This is a genomic window from Thermophilibacter immobilis (assembly GCF_015277515.1).
In the GTDB taxonomy this organism is placed as follows: Bacteria; Actinomycetota; Coriobacteriia; order Coriobacteriales; family Atopobiaceae; genus Thermophilibacter; species Thermophilibacter immobilis.
Genome location: NZ_CP063767.1, coordinates 347,257 through 368,922, shown reverse-complemented (window position 1 = coordinate 368,922; position 21,666 = coordinate 347,257). Strand labels below are relative to the sequence as shown.

General features: G+C 66.7%; 17 protein-coding genes and 1 riboswitch. Of the genes, 11 read left to right on the top strand and 6 right to left on the bottom strand.

The features are described from left to right. Nucleotides 1-154 precede the first annotated feature (154 nt). The gene (locus INP52_RS01630) at nucleotides 155-2,602 is read right to left on the bottom strand and encodes a glycoside hydrolase family 3 N-terminal domain-containing protein (RefSeq protein WP_194371826.1); all 2,448 of its coding nucleotides are present in this window, start codon (nucleotides 2,600-2,602) and stop codon (nucleotides 155-157) included. 332 nt (nucleotides 2,603-2,934) lie between these two features. Here INP52_RS01630 and INP52_RS01625 point away from each other — a divergent pair, with 332 nt between their 5' ends. Next, the gene (locus INP52_RS01625; protein ID WP_194371824.1) at nucleotides 2,935-3,645 is read left to right on the top strand and encodes a LytR/AlgR family response regulator transcription factor; all 711 of its coding nucleotides are present in this window, start codon (nucleotides 2,935-2,937) and stop codon (nucleotides 3,643-3,645) included. After that, nucleotides 3,642-4,967: an ATP-binding protein gene (locus INP52_RS01620; RefSeq protein ID WP_194371822.1), complete on the top strand. Its 1,326-nt coding sequence runs from the start codon at nucleotides 3,642-3,644 to the stop codon at nucleotides 4,965-4,967. The genes INP52_RS01625 and INP52_RS01620 overlap by 4 nt, the downstream gene beginning before the upstream one ends. A 191-nt stretch (nucleotides 4,968-5,158) precedes the next feature. Here the strand turns inward: INP52_RS01620 and INP52_RS01615 are convergent, their stop codons facing one another. Further along, a complete protein-coding gene (locus INP52_RS01615; protein ID WP_194371820.1) occupies nucleotides 5,159-5,956 on the bottom strand; it encodes an HAD-IIB family hydrolase in 798 nt (265 codons plus the stop codon). Between the two features lie 154 nt (nucleotides 5,957-6,110). Between INP52_RS01615 and INP52_RS01610 the strand changes: the two genes are divergently transcribed. Continuing rightward, nucleotides 6,111-7,475, top strand: a complete 1,365-nt coding sequence (locus INP52_RS01610) for a PFL family protein (RefSeq protein ID WP_194371818.1) — start codon at nucleotides 6,111-6,113, stop codon at nucleotides 7,473-7,475. A 303-nt stretch (nucleotides 7,476-7,778) separates the two neighbouring features. On the opposite strand, the gene murB is transcribed toward INP52_RS01610, so the two are convergent. Next, a complete protein-coding gene (murB, locus tag INP52_RS01605; RefSeq protein WP_194371816.1) occupies nucleotides 7,779-8,693 on the bottom strand; it encodes a UDP-N-acetylmuramate dehydrogenase in 915 nt (304 codons plus the stop codon). Between the two features lie 88 nt (nucleotides 8,694-8,781). Then, nucleotides 8,782-8,920: riboswitch (FMN riboswitch) on the top strand. Nucleotides 8,921-8,925: 5 nt separating this feature from the next. Here murB and INP52_RS01600 point away from each other — a divergent pair. From INP52_RS01600 to INP52_RS01580, 5 genes are all read left to right on the top strand, one after another. Continuing rightward, nucleotides 8,926-9,501: an ECF transporter S component gene (locus INP52_RS01600; protein WP_194371814.1), complete on the top strand. Its 576-nt coding sequence runs from the start codon at nucleotides 8,926-8,928 to the stop codon at nucleotides 9,499-9,501. Nucleotides 9,502-9,518: 17 nt separating this feature from the next. Further along, nucleotides 9,519-11,285 (top strand): ABC transporter ATP-binding protein, encoded by a 1,767-nt coding sequence (locus INP52_RS01595; RefSeq protein ID WP_194371812.1) that lies wholly within the window; start codon nucleotides 9,519-9,521, stop codon nucleotides 11,283-11,285. Continuing rightward, entirely contained in the window at nucleotides 11,270-12,064 is a 795-nt protein-coding gene (locus tag INP52_RS01590; RefSeq protein WP_194371810.1) for an energy-coupling factor transporter transmembrane component T family protein, read from the top strand. Before INP52_RS01595 ends, INP52_RS01590 begins: the two co-directional genes overlap by 16 nt. 108 nt (nucleotides 12,065-12,172) lie before the next feature. Next, nucleotides 12,173-15,904 (top strand): phosphoribosylformylglycinamidine synthase, encoded by a 3,732-nt coding sequence (locus INP52_RS01585; protein ID WP_194371808.1) that lies wholly within the window; start codon nucleotides 12,173-12,175, stop codon nucleotides 15,902-15,904. 226 nt (nucleotides 15,905-16,130) lie between these two features. Continuing rightward, the gene (locus INP52_RS01580) at nucleotides 16,131-17,120 is read left to right on the top strand and encodes a DMT family transporter (protein WP_194371806.1); all 990 of its coding nucleotides are present in this window, start codon (nucleotides 16,131-16,133) and stop codon (nucleotides 17,118-17,120) included. Nucleotides 17,121-17,139: 19 nt separating this feature from the next. Here the strand turns inward: INP52_RS01580 and INP52_RS01575 are convergent, their stop codons facing one another. The 3 genes from INP52_RS01575 to INP52_RS10235 all read right to left on the bottom strand — a co-directional run bounded on the left by INP52_RS01575 (nucleotide 17,140) and on the right by INP52_RS10235 (nucleotide 18,416). Continuing rightward, nucleotides 17,140-17,337: a hypothetical protein gene (locus tag INP52_RS01575; RefSeq protein WP_194371804.1), complete on the bottom strand. Its 198-nt coding sequence runs from the start codon at nucleotides 17,335-17,337 to the stop codon at nucleotides 17,140-17,142. Between the two features lie 156 nt (nucleotides 17,338-17,493). Then, a complete protein-coding gene (locus INP52_RS10240) occupies nucleotides 17,494-17,865 on the bottom strand; it encodes a malic enzyme-like NAD(P)-binding protein (RefSeq protein ID WP_332307366.1) in 372 nt (123 codons plus the stop codon). A gap of 44 nt (nucleotides 17,866-17,909) precedes the next feature. Then, on the bottom strand, nucleotides 17,910-18,416 hold the full coding sequence (locus INP52_RS10235; RefSeq protein WP_332307365.1) for a hypothetical protein: 507 nt from the start codon (nucleotides 18,414-18,416) through the stop codon (nucleotides 17,910-17,912). 151 nt (nucleotides 18,417-18,567) lie between these two features. Here INP52_RS10235 and galE point away from each other — a divergent pair, with 151 nt between their 5' ends. From galE to INP52_RS01555, 3 genes are read left to right on the top strand one after another with little or no spacing between them, the layout of a single operon-like run. Beyond that, a complete protein-coding gene (gene galE / locus INP52_RS01565) occupies nucleotides 18,568-19,623 on the top strand; it encodes a UDP-glucose 4-epimerase GalE (protein WP_194371802.1) in 1,056 nt (351 codons plus the stop codon). A gap of 12 nt (nucleotides 19,624-19,635) precedes the next feature. After that, on the top strand, nucleotides 19,636-20,706 hold the full coding sequence (locus INP52_RS01560) for a polyprenyl synthetase family protein (RefSeq protein ID WP_194371800.1): 1,071 nt from the start codon (nucleotides 19,636-19,638) through the stop codon (nucleotides 20,704-20,706). Between the two features lie 36 nt (nucleotides 20,707-20,742). Then, nucleotides 20,743-21,660, top strand: a complete 918-nt coding sequence (locus tag INP52_RS01555) for a peptidoglycan-binding domain-containing protein (RefSeq protein WP_194371798.1) — start codon at nucleotides 20,743-20,745, stop codon at nucleotides 21,658-21,660. The last annotated feature ends 6 nt before the right edge of the window (nucleotides 21,661-21,666 follow it).

The window sequence follows — 21,666 nt, the reverse complement described above, 5'->3', positions numbered from 1 at the left end:
CCTGGCTCTTTCATATCGTAAGGTTAGCCCAAGGCGCCAAAATCGCAGGCTTTTGTCACAACGGAGCACATTCGCGGCCCGTGGGGCAGAGCGCTCCGGCGAGCGGCTCGGGACCGGCCCACGAGCCAGCCCCGAACCACAGCTCCCCTCGTGCCTACGCGTCCGCCTTGACCTCGGTCTCGGGACTCGTCAGCGGATTGGCCTTGTAGGTCGACACGCGCTCGTCGTCGATCACGCCGGCCCAGTTGAGGCCGAAGCAGAAGTCGTAGGTGTTGCCCTCGGAGTCGGTGTAGCACTCGACGTCACGCGGGACGTCCTCGTAGGAGGCCTCGACGGTCTCCATGTCCTTGGGCATCTGGCAGGGCAGCAGGCCGGTAGGCTCGACCTCGCCCTTGAGGATGCGGCCGTACGCCTGCTCGAAGTTGCGGCCCGAGCTCGCCCAGGACCAGAGGATGACGTCGGCGTAGGGCTCGATCTCGTGGAAGCACTGAGCGTTGTTGGTGGCCTCGACCGCCAGGATGATCTTGGCGTCGGGCAGGGCCTCGCGGATCTCGATCAGGCGGTCGAGGTCGGCCTCGTTGCTCGCGGTCACGGACTGGCCACGGTAGGAGCGGTTCTCCTTGGTGCCGTCCTCGAGGATGTCGCCGGCAAGCGAGGGGTCGCGCGCGGTGTCGGCGGTGTAGGGACGGTACTGCAGCGAGATGGGCAGGTACTTGGGGGCGTCGGGGTCGACGGGCGCCGCGTCGGGGCCAAAGCCGCCGCCCTGCGGCTCGCCCGCCCCGGTGTCGGGCGAGGAGATGACGTAGAAGACGTACTCGCAGCCCGCCATGTCCGCCACGGGGAGGTCGGTGATGACCGGGCTCTCGCCGGACTCGTCAACGGTGTCGGTCACCACGTCAAAGAGCTCGTCGGCGAGGTCCTGGCTGATAGCGGGGCCGACGGTGGCAGGAGTGGACGAGAAGAACCCGCCGCCGGAGGACTTCTGCGGGATGTAGCACTTCGGCTTGCCGGAGATGCCCGCCTCGGAGATGACGTTGCCCTTGTTCTTGAGCATGACGATGGAGCGGTCGGACGCCTCCTGGCCAAAGTCGAGGGCGGCCTGGTCGTTCAGGATCTCCTTGGCGCGCTCGCGGTCGGAGTAGGGGTTGTCGAAGAGCTCCACGCGGTTCATCACTGTGAAGATGCGGCGCGCGGAGTCGCGCACGCGGGCGAGCGCCTCGTCCTCGCCATACTCCTGCTCGTAGAGCTTGTACCCCTCGGTGGCCACGTCGACCGCCCAGTCGCCGCCGACCTGGTCGACGGTGGCCTCGAGGAGCTTCTCGAAGCGCTCGGGCTCGGTCATGTCCTTCACGCCGTGGGCGCGGTCGCCGAAGTCGGTCTCGCGCAGGATCTGCCAGTCGGTGGTGATCATGCCGTCCCAGCCGGCGTTACGCAGGATCATGAGGTTGCGCCTGTTGTAGGCGCCTCCCCAGATCGGGCCGAGGGACTCGTCCTCGGTGTAGGCGATGCCGTAGTTGGGCATGACCGCCGCCATCTGACCCGTCGAGGACTCAAGGTGCATGCCACCGTCGAGGAACGGGATAAGGTGGGCGTTGAAGTTGTCGCCGGGGAAGACGTCGTACTTGCCCGCGTCGTTGTGGTCGTTGCGGCCGCCCTCGACGGCGCCGGCACCCACGTAGTGCTTGAGCATGATGGCGACGGAGTCCTCGCCCCAACCCTTGTCGTCGGTGCAGTCGTCGTCACCCCAGGTGGACTGCATGCCGCCGCCGAACGCCTTGCAGAGGTCGCGGTTGGCCGCGGGATCCTCGCTGATCGAGCCGCCCAGGCGCGTGTAGACGATGTTGGAGCCGATGTCGATCTGCGGGCCGAGGTTCACGCGGGCGCCCGTGACGCGCCACGCGCGACCGGTGTAGTGCCCCGACTTCTTCCACAGCTCCGGGTCGAAGGAGGAGACCAGGCAGTGGTTGTCCGGGATGTCGTAGAGCTGGTAGGGATCGGTGGAGTTCATGTACGGGATGCCGTACTTGTCGTTTGCCTCGCACCACTCCTGGACCGCGTTGATCCAGGCGATGGCGCTCGCGTAGGTGTCCGCGTTGGCGTTTGCGCGGGAGACGCCCGCACGAAGGCCCTCGCCGAGCTTGGCCTCGGAGTCCTCGTCGAGCGGGGCGCTCGTGCTCATCATGCCGTCGTGGAACATGAGCGGGAGGATCTCCTCGGCGCTCATCGTGTCGGCGAGGCTCTTGGCGCGGTCCTCGTCGCTCTGGCGCCAGTCCTCGTAGAGGTCGAGCTTGCCGTTGCCGTTAAGGTCCTTGAAGGCAAGGCCGTCCACCTGAATGATCTTGGCCTCGTCCATGACGCCCAGCTCGGGGGAGCCCTCGGGGTTGGTCACCTTGGTCCAGCCGTCTCGAACCGTCTCGGAGGACCACTTCGCCTCGACCTTGGAGTCATCTGGGTCAAGGGGGTACGTGTCGGCCGCAGGTGCCGCCGTGGGGTCGCTCGCCCCCTGGCCGCAGCCCGCGAGTGTCGTGAGCATGGCAGCGGCACCGGTGACCGCAGCGCCTCCCTTAACAAACGAACGCCTGGTGAGATTATGCTTTTCCATCATTCTCCTCCCTGAGAAAATGGCAACGGGGAGGCAGATTTGTCCCCACCCCGCCTACTGGCACCCCTAAGATACGTTTCAGAGACGCCTCCACTGGCGCCCTGACCCAACGAAGCGCTTTTTTGACCCGTAGTGAGGCGCTAACCGGCGAACGGTGGCGGCGAACGGTCTCCCCCCTCGGTAAACGGCATGTGCACAGTTTAAATAAAGTGCTGGTGAAAGCAGTAGAAAAGATTGCCGACACTTAGCGCGTCACCGCTCCCGTTTGCCGCATGTTACATTAGACAAGAGAAGACTCGCGCCCCCCCAGGGAGCGCGCCAAGGGAGATGCCATGTATCGAGCACTCATCGTGGAGAACGAATCCGAGGACGCAGACCGGCTGAGCGAGCTCGTCGGTCGCTACGGCGAGGCGCGTCACGTCCAGTTCCACATCACGCGGCACGCCTCCGCCATGGAGATGCTCTCCGACAAAAGCCACTATGACCTCTGCTTCCTTGACATCGACCTGCCGGGGATCAGCGGCATGGACGCCGCCCAGCTGCTGCGCGTGTACGACCAGACGACACCGCTCGTCTTTGTGACCAACCTCGCCAAGTACGCCGTGCGCGGCTATGAGGTCGACGCGCTCGGGTTTATCGTCAAGCCCGCGACCTACGGAAACGTGGCCATGAACCTGGACCGCGTGCTGCGCGCCCTCAGTCAGAACTCCGGGCGTTCCGTCATGGTGCCCACCGAGGACGGCGTGCGCGTGATTGCGCTCGGCTCAATTGTGTTCGTTGAGGTCATGGGCCATCGGCTGACCTACCACCTCGAGGGCGAGAAGCCCCTCGAGGCACGCGGGTCGCTCGGCCAGCTCGAGGAGGAGCTCACCGACGCCCCGATCGTGCGCGTCTCAAAGAGCTGCCTCGCCAACATGGACAAGGTCTCCCTCATCCGCAACGACTACCTACAGATGAGCTCGGGAGACCGGCTGCGCGTCTCACGCACCCGCAAACGCGAGGTCATGGACACCGTAACCGACTATCTGGGCGGACGCAGATGAGGGAGTTTCTCTCAAGCTACTGGACGCTCGAGATCCTGGCCCAGCTCGTCATCCCCATCTATCTTCTGTGTCGCAGGCTCCCCCGGCGTCCCACCACGACGCTGCGCCTTGCCCTGGTGATGGCCTTTCTGCTCTGCCTGGCCGTCGTTCCCTTGGCGACGGGCCTGGTGACCGGGCTCGACACTATGCAGGCCTTTCTGGTGTTCAGCGTGCTTCTCGCCGTCTTCGTGGGCCTCATCGTGTTCGCCTACGACGCGAGCCCATGGCAGGCGCTCTTTTGCGCGACGGCCGGCTACACGATCCAGAACTTCTCGAGCGGCGTCACCATCCTCGCCCAGTACCTCATCAACGGCCGCCCCGGCGACGTGCTCGCCGAGCCCCTGGGGCTCATCGTCTCCTTGGGCGTGCCCGCGCTCGCCTACACGGTCACCTACTTTGGGTTCGTGCGCCGCATCGACAAGAACGGGCTCATCGTCGTCGAGAACAAGCTCATGCTCTTCATGTTCGCCATCACGATCTGCATGATCATCGGCCTCGACGTGGTCATCAAGGGCGTGGCCATGTTCGGGACCGTCTTCTCCTACCTGGTTCTGCTGAGGCTTCTGCATGCCGCCATCTGCGTGTTCGTGCTGTTCGCCGAATACGAGATCCTCTATGCCAAGCGCATGAGCGAGGAGAAGGCCGAGACTGAGCGCCTCCTGGCCGAGCGCGACCGGCAGTATCGCCTCTCGCGTGCGAACATAGAGGCCATCAACATCAAGTGTCACGACATCCGCCACCAGATACGCCACCTCTCCGACGGGGAGCAAACCGTGAACCGCAAGGCACTCGCCGACATCGCACGCGAGGTCAATATCTACGACTCCGTCGTGGAGACGGGCAACGAGGCCCTGGACACGATACTCACCGAGAAGAGCCTGGCCTGCTCGAGCGAGGGCATCGTCTTGTCCGTCATCGCCGACGGAGGCGCACTCGACTTCATGGGTCCCTCGGACATCTACTCGCTCTTTGGCAACGCGCTCGACAACTCGATCGAGGCCGTGCGCGCCGTGGACGACCCCGAGCGCCGCACCATCACCCTCACGGTGCGCCGACGCGGGGGCATGGTGGCCGTGAACCTGGAGAACTGGTACGCCCACCAGCCCCTCTTCCAGAGCGGCCTCCCCGTCACAAGCAAGGGCGACCAGTCGAACCACGGCTTTGGCATGCGCTCGATGCGCGGCATCGTGCGGCGCTACGGCGGGACGCTCCACGTGGGCGCGGAGAAGGGCATCTTCTACCTCAACGCGCTTCTCGCCGTGCCGGAGGTCGTCGACGCGTGAGACGCCGCATGGCCGGTTGCCGCATGGCCGCCTGCCAACTCCCGCATCTCTGACTTTTGCGGCCGCAAATCACAAAAGTATGCACCACGTCCCAAAAAGAACCTGTTAGCGAGAAAATTTTATGCAGAAGAGGCGAGTTTGCTTTCGCATGAATCGAAGTACCCGGAGTGCGAAAACCTCAACCTGGCAGGCTAGATCAGGCCGAAGTGCTCTAGCGCGGTGACCACCCCATCGTCGTGGACGTGGTCGGTTACGTAGTCGGCATGGCGCTTGACCACGTCGCTTGCGTTTTCCATCACCACGGCAACGTCGGCCTCGGCCAGGATGCCCAGGTCGTTCTCGGAGTCACCGAAGGCGTAGACGCGTGACGGCTCGAACGGTAGCGCGTCGATGAGGGCGCGGCCGCCAATCCCCTTGCTCGTGCCGGGAATGGACAGCTCGTGGTAGCCGTCTCCCACGTTGAAGTAGGTGTAGCAGCTCGTGAGGAACTCGCTCGCGCGGTAGGCGTCCATGCTCGAGTCCATGAAGTCGATCTTGCCGAACTCCATGCGTCCGCCCGCGCGCTCGTAATCCTCGATCCTCGGCATGCGCATCTGCTCCATGTCACTGGAAACACCGCTTACCAGCACGTTTCCATAGGTGCCCTCGATGAGGGCCTCCATGCCCACGCGGCGCATCTCCTCCAGCGTCCGTGAGAGCATGTCGGCATGGATGACGTGGTTGAGAATCACCTGGTCACCCAGGATGACGTGCGTCCCGTTGAGCGTCACAAACCCCGAGAAGGGCATGTCGCGCAGCCCCCTCACGCCGAGGATGCTGCGGCCCGTGCATACCACGGCGACGTTTCCCTGCTCCACGAAGGCATGGATGGCCTCCTGGACCCGCGCGGTGGGCATGACCTCGTAGCCGTCGTCATTTCCACGATCCGTAAGGGTGCCGTCCACGTCAAAGAACGCGACGACCGGTGTCGCTTTGTTGCCCTCTCCCACGTACGGTTCCTCTCTTTGAACAGTTGGTCAGGCTCTCAGGATACCCGAAGCATCCGGAACGGGCCCCGTTGCGCGGGGGTTTCTCAAAGTCTGTCCACGCCCACGCCTCCCCTATAATGAGACGCGCCCAGCCGTCCTAACGAAAGGCCCCCTCGTGGACATCACCCCGCAGGAAGTTGCCGAGACCCTGTCCATGGTCTCGGAGCAGAACCTCGACCTTCGCACGATCACGATGGGTATCTCGCTCGCAGGTTGCGCCGACGAGGACATGGGACGCCTCTGCGACAAGGTCTATGACCACATTACGCATACGGCTGAGCACCTCGTGAAAACGACCAACGACCTCGAGAGCGAGTACGGCATACCCATCGCCAACAGGCGCGTCTCGGTGACGCCCGTCGCCCAGATTGCGGCCTGCTGTCCTGACGAGGACCTCTCACCCATCGCGCGTGCCATGGACCGCGCCGCCCAGGCCCTGGGCATCGACTTCATGGGCGGCTTCTCCGCGCTCGTGCAGAAGGGCATCGGCGCCACCGACCGCAAGCTCATCGCCTCCATCCCCGACGCCCTCGCCGGCACCCAGCGCGTCTGCTCGTCGCTCAACGTCGCCTCCACGCGCGCGGGCATCAACATGGACGCCGTCTTGCTCGCCGCCCAAACCATCCTCGAGTGCGCCCGACGCACGCAGGACATCGACTGCTACGGTGCGGCCAAGTTCGTGGTCTTTGCCAACATGGTCGAGGACTCGCCCTTCATGGCAGGGGCCGTCCACGGCTCGGGGGAGGCCGACGCGGTCATCAACGTGGGCGTCTCAGGTCCCGGCGTCATGGCGGCGGCCCTCTCCGAGCTGCCGGAATCCGCAAGCCTCATGGACGTCGCCGAGAAAATCAAGCAGACCGCCTTCAAGATCACGCGCGCCGGCGAGCTCATGAGCCGCGAGGCCGCACGGCGCCTGGGCGTCGAGAAGGGCATCGTGGACCTGTCGCTCGCCCCGACGCCGGCGGCAGGAGACTCGGTTGCCAAGATCCTGGAGATCATCGGCGTCGGCGAGTGCGGCGGACCGGGCACCACCTGTGCCTTGGCTCTGCTCAACGATGCCGTCAAGAAGGGCGGCGTCATGGCGAGCTCGTCGGTGGGGGGCCTCTCAGGCGCCTTCATCCCCGTGTCCGAGGACGCCGGCATGATTCGCGCGGCCGTGGACGGCGCCCTCTCCATCGAGAAGCTCGAGGCCATGACCAGCGTGTGCTCGGTGGGTCTGGACATGATTGCCGTGCCGGGAGACACCTCGGTCGAGACCATCGCCGGCGTCATTGCCGACGAGATGGCCATCGGCGTGATCAACACCAAGACCACCGCCGTGCGCCTCATCCCTGCCATTGGACGCGAGTCCGGTGACGTGCTCGAGTTCGGAGGCCTCTTTGGCTCTGCCCCGGTCATGCCCATCAGCAGCTTTGCCGGCACTGTGCTGGCCCACCGCGGTGGACGCTTCCCCGCACCGCTCAACTCACTGAAAAACTAGGTGGTCGAGGAAGCCATGTGTGCAGTTTTGGCCTTCGATGCACGTTTTTTGATTTCCGCGTGTAGTTTGAGCCTTCGATACGCACGTTGATTGCGGACTTTACCTTCACGCGAGAAAAATATGCAGAATAAAATAGCGACGAAGTTTTTACCTATACCTCTTTAATATCGATATAACCATTTATTGTGAAATCTTCTATTTAAGATCTAAAGAGTGCGTGTTGAGACGCCAAGCTACACTCAGTTTTTGGGAAACGTGCGTCAAAGGCCGAAACTGCGCAACTGCGCCGGCACCCCATCGCCCTTACCCCAGAAACCGCACCTCGGTCTCAAGCCGCACGCCAAACTGGCGCTCGACCTCTTCTTGGACGTGTCCGATCACGGCGCGCACGTCAGCCGCCGTTGCGCCGCCCACGTTGACCACGAAGCCCGCGTGCTTCTTCGAGACCGCAGCGCCGCCCACCTGGTAGCCCATGAGGCCCGCGTCGTGGATGAGCTTGCCCGCGTAGTGGCCCTCGGGACGCTTAAAGGTGGAGCCGGCGCTCGGAAGCTCGAGCGGCTGCTTCTCCTCGCGCCGGCGCATGAGATCGTCCGTAGTGGCGCGAATCTTCTCGGTGTCTCCGCGCGTCAGGGCAAACGTGGCCGAGAGCACCACGAGCCCCTCGTCGTGCACGCGGCTCTGCCGGTAGCCCAGGTTCAGGTCGCAGACGTCAATGGTTTCCTGGGTACCGTCCGGCATGAGCACGCGCACGCACTTGAGCACGTCCGCGACGCAGCCGCCGTAGGCACCCGCGTTCATGAAGCACGCCCCACCCACGGACCCCGGAATGCCGCAGGCGAACTCAAGTCCGGAGAGCCCCAGCTCGCAGGCCATCTCGGAGGCCTCGCGCAGGTCGACGCCCGCCTGGCAGCACATCTGCGTTCCCTCGACGGCAACGCCCACGAGGCCCTCGGTCAGGGCTACGATGACGCCGCGATACCCCTCGTCGGAGACCAGGAGGTCCGAGCCGCGCCCCAGTACGAAGCGCTCCACACCCGCGTCCTCGCAGGCATGCAGCACGTCGCGGACCTCATCGAAGTCATCCGGAGTCACCAAAAGGTCGGCGGGGCCGCCCACGCGAAAGGTGGTGTGCCCGCTCATGGGCTCGTCTACGAGCACGTTCTCCTCGCCCACGATGGAACGCAGGGTCCAGGCAAGAGGTATGTCGCTCTCGGACATGCTTGTATACACGCTTCCCTTCAACGAAAAACAGCAGCGTCTGCCAGTATAGCAGCGCGGCCGCGGGCGATACGTGCTACACTCGCCCTGTCGGTTTCAGGGCGGGGTGCAACTCCCCACTGGCGGTAACGAGCCCATGCGCTCGAAGTCCGCGACCCGCTAAAACAGCGGCTGACCTGGTGCGATTCCAGGACCAACGGTGACAGTCCGGATGGAAGAAACGGAGACCATCATGGCCATCCCCCCACATGCGCAACACGACACCCACGCGACCACGCGTCGAGGTGGCTGGCCCACGCGGCGCATCTCCGTGACGGCGCTGCTCTGCGCGCTCTCGTTCATCATGACCTTCGTGGAGATTCCCATCTTCCCGCCTGCCCCGTGGCTCGAGTACGACCCCTCGGGCATCGTGGCGTTCGTGGCCGCCCTCGCCTTTGGGCCAGGCACGGGAGCTATCGTCGTCGTGCTCCCCTGGGTGCTCAAGACCCTCTTCTCGTTTAACGTCTGGGGCCACCTCATGGCCATCGTCGCCAATCTCGCGCTCATCCTTCCGGCCGCGCTCGTGGCGCGCCGCGTCCGGGGCACGCGCGGCCTCGTAGTGGGCATGGTCGTGGGCGGCCTGGTCTCACTCGTGGCCTCCATCCTGTGCAACCTCGTCGTAACGCCCCTCTACACGGCGGTCGGCATCGCCGACGTCATCGCCATGATCGTGCCTATCCTGCTTCCCTTCAACCTGATAAAGATCATCCTCAACTGCGTGGTCACGGGCCTCGTCCAGCGGCCCCTCTCCCAGGCCCTCTCCGCCTAGCGCCTAGCGAGAAGAACGTGGCCGCAGCTGCCCCCCTCAGGCTCTCCCAGGTGCGCCTCGTCTACGGAGGCGACCACGTCGCCCTCAATGACGTCTCCCTCGAGGTGGCGCGCGGCGAGCGCCTCTGCGTCCTGGGGGCAAACGGCTCGGGCAAGTCTACCCTCGCCTCCGTGATCTGCGGCCTTTTGGCTCCCGACGAGGGCGACGTCGAGCTCGTCGACGAGCACGTCTGCACGGGTGGCACGCCTGACCTCGAGGCCTACCGACGCGCCCGGCGCTCGCTCGGCCTCGTGTTCCAGAACCCCGACGACCAGATCGTCACGAGCATTGTCGAGGACGACGTGGCCTTTGGTCCCGAGAACCTCGGTCTGCCCCGCGACCAGATCGCCGCGCGCGTGGCGCGTGAGCTGCATCGCGTCGCGCTCGACGACTACGCCCAGGCCGATCCCACGCGTCTTTCGGGCGGCCAGAAGCAGCGCGTGGCCATTGCGGGCGCGCTCGCCATGGAGCCCGCCGTGCTCGTGCTCGACGAGCCCGCCTCGCTCCTGGACGTGCGCGGGCGCCGGTCCATTCTGCACGTGATGGGGCGCCTTTCCCAGGCGGGCACGACGCTCGTGCACGTGACTCACTACATGGACGAGGCCCTGGCTGCCGACCGCGTCATCGTACTCGACCACGGGCGTGTGGCGCTTGCGGGCACGCCAGCCGAGGTCTTCTCGGCGGGCGGGGCGCGCCTGGCTGACCTGGGGCTCGAGATGCCCTTTGCGGCCGCGCTCTCGTCACGACTCGTCGACGCGGGGCTGCGGGTGCACAGGACCGTGGACGAGGCCGTCCTCGCCGACGAGGTCGCCGCGAAGGTTCTCGCGCACGGGGGGGGACTGCTCCGGGCCAAGAAGGCCGCGACCGCGGCGAAGGCGACTCCCACAGCACCCGTCGCCGCGCCCGTCATCTGCGTCGAGCGCGCGAGCTTCTCGTACGGCCCGCGCGCACACGTACTCGACGACGTCTCGCTCGAGGTCACCGCCGGCACCTCCACGGCCGTCGTGGGCCAGACCGGATCGGGCAAGTCGACGCTCCTACGGCTACTCTGCGGTCTCGAGACGCCGGACGCCGGGCGCGTCAGCGTCTGCGGAATCGACACCGCGACCCGTCGCGGGCGCAGGGAGGTCAGGGGCATCGTGGGCTACGTGATGCAGCACCCCGAGCGCCAGCTCTTTGCCGAGACGGTCGAGAAGGACGTCTCCTTTGGTCCCCACAACCTGCGTCTTTCTCCCGAGGAGGTGAGCCGGCGCACCGCCGAGGCCCTCGAGCTCGTGGGGCTCTCCGACCGGCGCGACGCCTCGCCGTTCACGCTCTCCGGCGGGCAGCGCCGCCTCTGCGCGCTCGCGGGCATCCTCGCCATGAAGCCTCGCATGCTCATCCTCGACGAACCCACCGCAGGCCTTGACCCCCGCGGGCGGGCGCTCCTGCGCTCGGTCCTCGCGCGTCTGCGCGATGAGGGCACCACGCTCGTCCAGGTCACCCACTCGATGGAGGACGCGGCCCGCGCCGACCGCGTCATCGTGCTCAACCAGTCGCGCGTGCTCATGGCGGGCACCCCCGCCGAGGTCTTCTCGGCCGAGGGAGCCGAGAGGCTCACCAGCGCCGGTCTGGGCGTGCCGCGCTCGCTGCGCTTTGCCGGAGAGCTCGCGCGACGCGGGGTCACCGGCCTTGGGCGCCCCCTGACCACGGCGGCCCTCGTGGACGCGCTCGCGGAAGGGGGATCCTCGTGGCCCTGCGCATAGAGGTCGGCCAGTACTACGCCGCCAGCTCCCCCCTGCACGCGCTCGATGCCCGCGCCAAGCTCTGCTGCGCGCTTCCCGTCCTGGTCGGTCTCTTCTGCATCTCCAACCCCGCGCAGCTCGTGGCCGGCGCCGCCTTCACCGCCCTCTTGCTCGCGCTCGCGCGCATCCCCGCCGGCCGCATCCTGGCCTCGACGCGTCCCCTGCTCGCGGTGCTCGCCCTGCTCTCCCTCTTCAACCTCGTCTTCGTGCGCACCGGCGAGGTGGTGGTCGCGCTCGGCCCCCTCGCGCTCACCTCGGGGGGCGTGTGGGCCGCCGTCCTGTACACGACGCGCTTTGCCCTCGCCCTCTTCGTGGGCTCGCTCGTCTTGCTCACGACCACGCCCACGCAGCTCTCCGACGCCTTTGACCGCATGCTCTCTCCCCTGTCGCGCCTGGGCCTGCCCGGCCACGAGATCGCGATGGTCTTCTCGCTCATGCTGCGCTTCGTGCCCACGCTCGCCGACGAGGCCTCGGCGATCATCGAGGCGCAGTCGCTGCGCGGCGGCGCCTTTGACGAGGGGGGCGTCATCCAGCGCGTCCGCTCGATCGTGCCCGTGGTCGTGGCCCTGCTCGCAAGTGGGCTGCGCCACGCCGAGGGGCTCTCGCGCGCGCTTGACGCCCGCTGCTACGAGGGCGGGGTCGGGCGCACCCACCTCCACGAGCAGCGCCTGCGGACGCGCGACGCCGTAGCCGCCCTCACCAGCGCCGCGTTTCTCTGCGCCCTGGTCGCGCTCGGCTAGGCCACGAGGCCTGACGCCCTGCCTTGCTTCACGGCCCGCGACCTCCTGCGTTGCCGTAGAATACGAAATTACAGACATCACCCACGGCACCCCAGGAGGTAGCAACGTATGGTCTCTCGCATCTACGTGGAGAAGAAGCCCGGATTCGATGGAGAGGCCAGGACGCTCGAGCGCGAGCTCACGGGGCTCCTTGGCATCAGCGCCCTCACCAACGTGCGCATCATCAATCGCTATGACGTTGAGGGCATCTCTTCCGAGCTCTTCGAGACCTGCGTGCCCACGGTCTTCTCAGAGCCGCAGACCGACGACGTCAGCCCCCAGATTCCCGAGGTCGTAGGCGCCACGGTCTTTGCCGTGGAGTTTCTCCCCGGCCAGTTCGACCAGCGCGCCGACTCCGCGAGCGAGTGCATCCAGCTCATAAGCCAGGGAGAGCGGCCCCTCGTACGCTCCGCCAGGGTCTACGTGCTCGAGGGCCCCCTGAGCGAGGCCGACGTCGCGTCCGTCAAGCGCTACGTGATCAACCCCGTCGAGGCCCGCGAAGCCTCGCTCGAGCCGCGCGCCACCCTGTCCGCGCGCCATCTTGAGCCCGAGCCGGTGGAGACCCTCGACGCCTTCTCCGCGCTCGATGCGGCCGCCCTGGCCGCCTTCATCGAGAGGCGCGGGCTGGCCATGGACCTCGCCGACCTCCAGTTCTGCCAGACGTACTTTGCCGGCGAGCACCGCGACCCCACGATCACCGAGATCAAGATGATCGACACCTACTGGTCCGACCACTGCCGCCACACCACCTTTGGCACGGCGCTCGAGCACGTCCAGTTCGACGACCAGGTCGTGGCTGCCGCGTTCGACCGCTACCTGCAGATGCGCCACGAGCTCGGCCGCGACCACAAGCCCGTCTGCCTCATGGACATGGGCACGATCGGCGCCAAGTGGCTCGCCCACACCGGGCAGCTCACCGGCCTCGACGAGTCCGAGGAGATAAACGCCTGCACCGTCAAGGTCACGGTGGACGTAGATGGACGCGACGAGGACTGGCTCTTCCTCTTCAAGAACGAGACCCACAACCACCCGACGGAGATCGAGCCCTTCGGCGGCGCGGCAACCTGCATCGGCGGGGCCATCCGCGACCCGCTCTCGGGGCGCTCCTACGTCTACCAGGCCATGCGCGTGACCGGCGCGGCCGACCCCACGCTCCCCGTGTCTCAGACGCTCCCAGGCAAGCTCCCGCAGCGCAAGCTCGTGACCACCGCCGCAACCGGCTACTCAAGCTACGGCAACCAGATCGGCCTGGCAACCGGGCAGGTCGCGGAGCTCTACCACCCCGGCTACGTGGCTAAGCGCATGGAGATCGGCGCCGTCGTAGCCGCCACGCCGGCCTCGCACGTGCGCCGCGAGCGCCCCGCCCCCGGCGACGTGATCGTGCTTCTCGGCGGGCGCACCGGCCGCGACGGCATCGGCGGCGCCACGGGCTCATCCAAGGCCCACAAGGTCGAGTCCCTCGAGAAGGACGGCGCCGAGGTCCAGAAGGGCAACGCCCCCGTCGAGCGCAAGCTCCAGCGCCTCTTTCGCCGCGAGGATGCCTGCCGCCTCATCAAGCGCTGCAACGACTTCGGCGCGGGCGGCGTAAGCGTGGCCATCGGCGAGCTGGCCGACGGCCTGGACATCGACCTCGACCTCGTCCCCAAGAAGTACGAGGACCTGGACGGCACCGAGCTCGCCATCTCCGAGAGCCAGGAGCGCATGGCCGTGGCCCTGGCCCCCGCAGACGTCGACGAGTTTCTGGGCTACGCCCGCGAGGAGAACCTCGAGGCCACCGCGGTGGCCACCGTCACGGCCGCGCCGCGCCTGCGCATGAGCTGGAACGGCGCCACGATCGTGGACGTGAGCCGGGAGTTCCTGGCCTCCAATGGGGCCCCCAAGTCCACCTCCGTGCACGTGAGCGCACCCCGGGAGTTCTCGCGCACCTGGGTGGGCGACACGGTCGCACAGAAGATGCGCTCCTTGGTCTGCGACCTCAACGTGGCCTCCCACAAGGGACTCTCCGAGCGCTTCGACTCCACCATCGGCGCTGCCACGGTCCTCATGCCCTTCGGCGGGCGCACGCAGCTCACGCCTACCATGGCCATGGTCGCCAAGCTCCCCGTGGACGGCGAGACCACCACCTGCTCCGGCATGGCCTGGGGCTTCAACCCCTACCTCATGAGCGCCAACCCGTACACGGGCGCCTACCTGAGCGTCGTCGAATCCGTCTGCCGCATGGTGGCAACCGGCTTTGCTCACGAGGACCTCTACCTCACGTTCCAGGAGTACTTCGAGAAGCTTCGCGACGACCCCTATCGCTGGGGTAAGCCCACCGCAGCCCTTCTCGGCGCCCTCATGGCCCAGGTCGACCTGGGCATCGGCGCCATCGGCGGCAAGGACTCCATGTCCGGCAGCTTCGAGGACCTCGACGTGCCTCCCACCCTCGTCTCGTTTGCCACGGGGCTCGCGCGCGTGGACCGCATGGTCTCCCCCGAGTTCAAGGGCACGGGCCATCGCGTGCTGGTCGTGGTGCCCGACTACGCCGCAGACGGCCTCACGCCCGACTCCGATGCGCTTCTGGCCACGTTCTCGCTGGTCGAGGACATGATCGCGCGCGGCGATGCGCTGAGCGTCTCCACGGTCGGCTACGGCGGGGCCGCCGAGGCCGTGTTCAAGATGTGTGTGGGCAACCTCCTGGGCCTGGAGGTGGCTCCTGCCTTTGGCGCGCAGGCCCTCTTCTGTCCCTCCTACGGCAGCTTTCTCGTGGAGCTCTCCGACGACGCCGCGCTGCCCGAGGTCGCCCGCAACGTCGCGCTCTCCCAATTTGGCACCACGACCCAGGCCTACGAGCTCGTGGTCGACGAGGAGCGCATCGACCTTTGTAAGCTGCAGGAGGCCTGGGAGGGCGCCCTGGAGCCGGTCTTCCCGTACCGAGCGCCTGGCGAGAAGGTCGAGCGCGTCTCGTTTGACCTCACGGCGCAGGGGGCCACGCGTCCCACGCCCGTCCTTCACGTGGCGCATCCGCGCGTGGTGATCCCGGTCTTCCCCGGCACCAACTGTGAATACGACACCGCCCGAGCCTTCGAGCGCGTCGGTGCCGAGCCCCACGTGCTCGTGATCAACAACCTCACGCCCACGAGCGTCGCCGAGAGCACCCATGAGCTCGCGCGCCTGATCGGCCAGAGCCAGATCGTCATGCTCCCCGGGGGCTTCTCCGGCGGAGACGAGCCCGACGGCTCCGCCAAGTTCATCACCGCGTTCTTCCGCGCCCCCGAGATCACCGAGGCCGTGCGCGACCTCCTGCAGAGCCGCGACGGCCTCATGCTGGGCATCTGCAACGGCTTCCAGGCGCTCGTCAAGCTCGGCCTGGTCCCCTCTGGCGACATCCGCCCGATGGACGAGACCTGCCCCACGCTGACGTTTAACACCATCGGCCGCCACCAGAGCCGTCTGGTGCGCACCCGCGTGGCCTCGAACCTCTCGCCCTGGCTCTCTCGCTGCGAGGTCGGTGACGTCCACAACGTGGCGATATCCCACGGCGAGGGTCGCTTCGTGGCATCTCCTGAGCTCGTGGCAAGGCTCGCCGCCAGGGGGCAGATCGCCACGCAGTACGTGGACGAAAACGGCCAGCCCGGCATGGCGCTCGACGTCAACCCCAATGGCTCGGTCCTGGCCATCGAGGCCGTCACGAGCCCCGACGGGCGCGTGCTCGGCAAGATGGGCCACAGCGAGCGCAGCGGACGCGGGCTCTACCAGAACGTGCCCGGCAACTCCTACCAGCCCCTCATCGAGGGCGGCGTGGACTACTTCACGGCGTAGCTATCGGGGGCCGCGGCCGCAGCCTCCGAAGGGTTTTCAGCTTCGAGTGCGCGCGATTCTCGTCAGCGACGTGCCGCGACGAGGGGCATCCCCGATAAGAAGCTCATGTGCACGTGCTATATCTTACTTTTTATAAGGTATATCAGACACTTTGTTAGGTTACACTTTGACTGAAGAGCCTCAGTTTTACGTTTTGGGAGTGGGCACCACGAAGTTTCAGAAGTCCTTGTCGACAACACCGGGCGTGCTGGCCGCGTGCACAGTGAGCTGCCTTTTGTGGGGATCGGCCTTCCCCTGCGTAAAAATCGGCTACGAGCTGTTTGGAATCCAATCGTCTGACCTCGCGTCGCTCATCGCGTTCGCGGGGGCGCGCTTCCTGTTAGCGGGCGTCATGGTAATCGTGGGCACGAGCATGGCAGGCGGACACGCCCTCGTACCCAAAAGGCGCGACTGGCACGCCATCGGCGCACTCGCCTTCTTCCAGACCATCGCGCAGTACAGCCTGTTCTACATCGGCCTCTCGCGCACCTCGGGGGTAACGAGCTCGATCATAGAGGCGAGCAACTCGCTGCTCTGCGTCCTTCTCGCCGCCATCGTGTTTCGCACGGAGCGCCTCACGAGCCGCAAGGTCCTGGGCTGCGCCGTTGGCTTCGCCGGAGTGATACTGGTCAACATCGTGGGCGCGCCGGGGGCGGGTCTGTCCTTCTCGCTGGGCGGCGAGGGCCTCGTGCTGCTCTCCACGGTCTGCGCGGCAGTCTCGAGCAACCTGGCCAAGGGTTTCTCGGCTGACCATGACCCCGTGCTCCTGAGCGGCTGGCAGTTCGCCCTGGCGGGCGCCGTCATGCTGGCCTGTGGCCTGGGACTTGGCGGACACGTGGCTCCCGTCGACCCCGCACGCCCCCTGCCCGCCGTGGCACTCTTTGTCTACCTGGGATTCATTTCGGCGGCGGCCTACTCGCTGTGGACCATAACGCTCGCCTGCAACCCCGTCTCGCGCGTGGCGGTCTTTGGGTTCATCAACCCCGTCGCCGGCGTCATCCTCTCCGCGCTTCTGCTGGGCGAGGCCCACGTGCTCGATCCCGTCGTGGCTGCGATTGCCCTCGTCATGGTGAGCGCGGGCATCGTCATCGTGAACCGCGCGCCCCAGCGGCCTGCGAAGAAGCTTTCCGCGTCCCTCGAGGCACGTCATACCATGGCCGCCCCGCACGAGGCATAGGCCCGCCCCAAAGTGCGCCCTACTTCTTGGGCCGCCGATGCGTGAGGTGCCAGCCGCCGCAGTAGGAGCATTCGTAGACGAAGATCTTGGGGGCGTCCCTGCGCTTTGAGCTGCGCTCGGCGGCCTTGATCGCCTCCACGCGGCTCGCATAGCGCTTCTTGCGCGCGCAGGCGCGATACTCCGCCGGGTCCTCGCCCGGCTTCATCGTCACTCTCACGGCCGCTCCCTCAAGCTTCCTCACGATACACGGAGACGGTGGGGTAGCCACTCGAGCAATCATACCCGAACGCCTAATCGGGGTCGATTCTGACCCTGAATCGGGCGTTCGGGTATGGTCGGCAAAGTAGCCCTCGTAAAAACGAGCTCTCAAACCCTACGCCCGCGTCACGCCCGTCCTGCACGCGGCGTCGACGACCGCGGCGGCGACGGATGGGGCCACGCGCTCGTCGAAGACGCCCGAAATCACATAGTCGGAGGCACGATACGCATCGTCCACCAGATCCGCGATGGCATAGGCGGCAGCCTCCACCATCCCGTCGTTTATGACTGAGGCACGCACGTCGAGCGCCCCGCGGAAGATGCCCGGAAACGCCGGCACGTTGTTGATCTGGTTCGGGAAATCCGAGCGACCCGTCGCGGCCACGGCGGCACCGGCGACCAGGGCCTCGGTGGGCATAATCTCGGGCACGGGGTTCGCGCAGGCAAAGACGATGGGGTCAGGTGCCATGGAGCGCGCCGTGTCCATCTTGCGCCCCGTGAGGCGGCATGCGTTGATCAACGCGGCGCAGCTCACAACTGCCGTCCCATGCCGATCGTCGTGAAAGACGGGGGGATGTCGCAGACCTCGCGCAGGCGGCGCTCTATCTCGAAGTGGCGCAGCGCCGATATATCCTCCAGGTTGATGCCACCGAAGCTGCCAGCGAGCAGCTCAATGGTGCGCACGATCTCGTCCGCGTCATGGGAGCGAATGCACAAAGGGAAGGCGTCCACGTTGGCAAAGGTCTTGAACAGGGCGCACTTGCCCTCCATGACCGGCATGCCGGCCTCGGGGCCAATGTCTCCCAGGCCGAGCACCGCCGAGCTGTCCGTGACCACGGCCACGAGGTTGGCCCGGCGCGTGTAGGCATAGGACTCATCAACGGCCTTTTGGATCTCAAGGCACGGCTGGGCGACGCCCGGCGTGTAGGCCACGGCCAGCACCTCGGGCGTGGTGATGGCGGCCCGGCTCACGACCTCGATCTTGCCGCGCCACTTCCGATGCATGTCCAGGGCGAACTGCTTGGCGTCCTTGGCCACGTCGCGCTCCCGTCTCGCATGGCCGGCAGACTGCCGCTCCCTTGACAGAATCAGTCTAGCCAGACCAGCAGCCCCTCGCATCGCACGCGACGAACACACGCAGGTCGTATACTCTTTTGTTAGTTTGCGCGTCCCAACCGAAAGGACTCCCATGAGCGAGAAGATCGCCCCCGCTGACACCTGCGTGCTTGTCACCGGCGGTGCCGGGTTCATCGGCAGCCACACGGTCGTCGAGCTGCTCCAGGATGGCTACCAGGTCGTCATCGTCGACGACCTCTCCAACGCATCCGCCAGGGTCCTCGACCGCATCGCGACCATCGTGGGCGAGCAGGCGGCGGCCAACCTCACCTTCTACGAGGCGGACGTCAACGACCGCGAGACTCTCACCAAGATCTTCGACGCCCACCACATCGACCGCGTGATTCACTTCGCGGGCTTCAAAGCCGTGGGCCAGTCCGTCTCCATGCCCATCGAGTACTACGCCAACAACATCGGCAGCACGCTCACCCTCGTGGACGTGATGCGCGTGCATGGCTGCACGTCCATCATCTTCTCGAGCTCCGCCACCGTCTACGGCGACCCTGACTCCCTGCCCCTCACCGAGGCCAGCCCCAAGAAGCCGGCGACCAACCCCTATGGCTGGACCAAGTGGATGATCGAGCAGATCCTCACCGACCTCAACACCGCCGACCCGGAGTGGAACGTCGTGCTCTTGCGCTACTTTAACCCCATCGGAGCGCATCCCTCGGGGCTCATGGGCGAGGACCCCAAGGGCATCCCCAACAACCTCGTGCCCTACGTCGCCCAGACCGCCATTGGCAAGCTCGACGCCGTCCACGTCTTTGGAGACGACTACGACACGCCCGACGGCACCGGCGTGCGCGACTACATCCACGTCTGCGACCTTGCCACGGGTCATGCCTCCGCGCTCGCCTGGATGAACGGCCGCACCGGCGTGGAGGTCTTCAACCTGGGCACCGGTCGCGGCACCTCGGTCCTCGAGATCATCCACGCCTTCGGCCGCGCCTGCGGCAAGGAGATTCCCTACGTCATCGAGGCCCGCCGCGCGGGCGACGTCACGTCGAACTACGCCGACTGCTCCAAGGCCAAGGCTCAGATGGGCTGGAAGGCGCGCTACGACATCGACGACATGTGCCACGACTCCTGGAGATGGCAGTCCACGAACCCCGACGGCTACGAGGGATAGGTGCGGACGCCCATGACGCAGGCACCGTCCGCACGCTCGCGCGCGTTTGTCGGCTATCTCGCCCAGAAGCTCCCCGTCGTCGAGGAGGCCCTCACTCGAACGGTCGCACACCCGCTCGCCAAGGCGGACGGGGGCACGGCCGATGACCTCGAGCGCTACCTCTACGCCCCGCTCGAGCGCTTCACCGCGTCCGGCGGCAAGCGCGTGCGCCCCGTGCTCGCGCTGCTCGGCGCCGAGGCCGTGTGCGGTCGGGCCGCCGACGCGCTCTCCTGCGGCGTGGCCATCGAGCTCTTCCAGAGCGCCGCGCTCATCCACGACGACATCGCCGACAAGAGCGAGCTGCGACGCGGCGAGCCCTGCCTCTACGTGAGCGAGGGGACGGGGTGCGCCCTCAACGCGGGCGACCTCGCGTTGGCCCGCGTCTTCGAGGTCGTGCTCGACGACGAGTCGCTCCAGCCCGAGCGCCGCCTGCGCGTGCTGGGCGAGCTCGTGCGCATGGAGCGCCACACCCTCGAGGGACAGGCCCTCGACCTGGGCTGGGCGCGCGACGAGCGCTGGGACGTCACCTCCGCCGACTACCTCTACATGGTCGACAGCAAGACGTCGTGGTACTCCGCGGCGATTCCGCTGCGTGCGGGCGCGCTTGCCGCGGGCGGCTCGGAGGTTGCGGCCCAGGGGCTCTTCGAGCTTGGCCTCGCGGCGGGGGCGGCCTTCCAGCTGACCGATGACCTGCTCAATCTGGTCGGTGACCCCCAAATCCAGGGCAAGGACTTCCGCTCGGACGTCACCGAGGGCAAGCGCACGCTCGCCGTCGTCTGGGCGCTCGAGCATCTGGCGAGCTCCGAGCGCGCGGAGCTCGTGGCGCTTCTCGGCAGCCAGACCACGAGCGCGGAAGAGCTCGCACGTGCCGTCGATCTCATCGGGCGCGGCGGTGGCCTCGGGCGGTGCCGCGCGCTCGCCCGTGAGCGCGCCGACGCCGCCGCCGAGCAGTCCCGTGCGCTCGCCGAGGCAGGCCACATCACGGCTGAGGCGTGCGGCCTGCTCTGCTCTATGGCAGACTTCTTCGTGGAGCGCGCGGACTAGGTCCGCCCCCACCCCACCCACTACAGGAGAGGCAACATGGAAGTAATTCACGAGGGGGCATCAGGTGCTGCCGTCGAGGACATACAGGAGCGCCTGGGCTCGCTGAGCTACAAGATGGACGCACACGAGCGCGCCGAGAAGCTCTTCGGCCACTCCACCGCCACGGCCGTGGCGCGCTTTCGCCTTGACCACGACCTCCCGCTCGGCGAGGTCGTGGACGCACCAACGTGGGCCACGCTCGTCGACGAGTGCTACCAGCTGGGAGACCGCACACTCTACCTGCGCCTTCCCAACTTTCACGGCAACGACGTCCATCAGCTGCAGGAGCGCCTCAACATCCTGGGGTTCTCCTGCGGTGAGTCCGACGGCGTCTACGGCGTCCACACCGAGGCGGCCGTGAAGCTCTTCCAGGAGAGCGTCGGCGCGCTCGCGGACGGCATGGCCTTCCCCGACACCTTCGATGCCATCGAGCGGCTGCGCCACGTCTGGGCCGGAAAGCCCGCCGCGGGACCGCATCCCCAGGGTGGCATCGGGTTCGCCCGCGCCGCCAGCGTGCTCGAGGACGCCGGCATCGCCATCACCGCCAGCGACCCCATCTCACGCAACGTCGCCGGGCGCATCTGGAACCTCGCCCACGCCACGGTCGAGAACTGCGGCATCGAGCTCGTGGACGCTCCCGCCGACGCTAGCGCCGAGACGCGCGCGCTCATCGTGCTCTCGTCCACCCCGCTGCCCGCAGGCGAGGCTGCCGGCGTGGGCAACGTTGCGCTCGACGACACCGACACGCTCCCGCTGAGGCTGCAGACCGCCATTCAGAGCTCCTCGACCAATCCGCGCGCCGCCCGCGTCGAGCTGCCCGTAGGCAAGGCGGCCTTCACGATGAACGACGCACAGACCTTCGCGGTGCTGCTGCTCGACGCCATCTGCGTCGCCTTCGACCGTCTGGAGCTGTAGCAAGGC

Coding starts and splice junctions, on each gene's coding strand:
- INP52_RS01630 (WP_194371826.1), bottom strand. CDS start 2,602: ATGGAAAAGCATAATCTCACCAGGCGTTCGTTTGTTAAGGGAGGCGCT.
- INP52_RS01625 (WP_194371824.1), top strand. CDS start 2,935: ATGTATCGAGCACTCATCGTGGAGAACGAATCCGAGGACGCAGACCGG.
- INP52_RS01620 (WP_194371822.1), top strand. CDS start 3,642: ATGAGGGAGTTTCTCTCAAGCTACTGGACGCTCGAGATCCTGGCCCAG.
- murB (WP_194371816.1), bottom strand. CDS start 8,693: ATGTCCGAGAGCGACATACCTCTTGCCTGGACCCTGCGTTCCATCGTG.
- INP52_RS01600 (WP_194371814.1), top strand. CDS start 8,926: ATGGCCATCCCCCCACATGCGCAACACGACACCCACGCGACCACGCGT.
- INP52_RS01585 (WP_194371808.1), top strand. CDS start 12,173: ATGGTCTCTCGCATCTACGTGGAGAAGAAGCCCGGATTCGATGGAGAG.
- INP52_RS10240 (WP_332307366.1), bottom strand. CDS start 17,865: ATGGACACGGCGCGCTCCATGGCACCTGACCCCATCGTCTTTGCCTGC.
- galE (WP_194371802.1), top strand. CDS start 18,568: ATGAGCGAGAAGATCGCCCCCGCTGACACCTGCGTGCTTGTCACCGGC.
- INP52_RS01560 (WP_194371800.1), top strand. CDS start 19,636: ATGACGCAGGCACCGTCCGCACGCTCGCGCGCGTTTGTCGGCTATCTC.
- INP52_RS01555 (WP_194371798.1), top strand. CDS start 20,743: ATGGAAGTAATTCACGAGGGGGCATCAGGTGCTGCCGTCGAGGACATA.